1 pseudogene is annotated in these 284 nt (G+C 30.6%); it reads right to left on the reverse strand.

The features are described 5' to 3' along the window. A pseudogene (groES, locus tag SB717_RS35140) lies at positions 1-83 on the reverse strand (co-chaperone GroES); the annotation flags it as partial. Positions 84-284 lie beyond the last annotated feature (201 nt).

Here is a 284-nt window from a genome sequence, read left to right on the forward strand (position 1 = left end):
TCTGGTAATACGATACCACTTGCTGTTTTTTCTTCTGCTTGAACAAGCTCAATTACAACGCGATCACCTAATGGCTTTAGCATGAACAATAACCTCCTCATTTTGTTATGTAAATTTTATTTATTAGCACTCAAGTCATCCGAGTGCTAACACACTTATAATAATAAATAATCTCAATTTCTTTTGCAAGTAAAAAAATCATAATTTTTTCGCAAATTACTATATAAACTTTCTATATAGAATACTGCCTTTACTATATGAATCGTTGTTTCCCCAACTCGTAT

The sequence above is a fragment of the Priestia sp. SIMBA_032 genome, from assembly GCF_046535215.1.
Lineage (GTDB): Bacteria > Bacillota > Bacilli > Bacillales > Bacillaceae_H > Priestia > Priestia aryabhattai.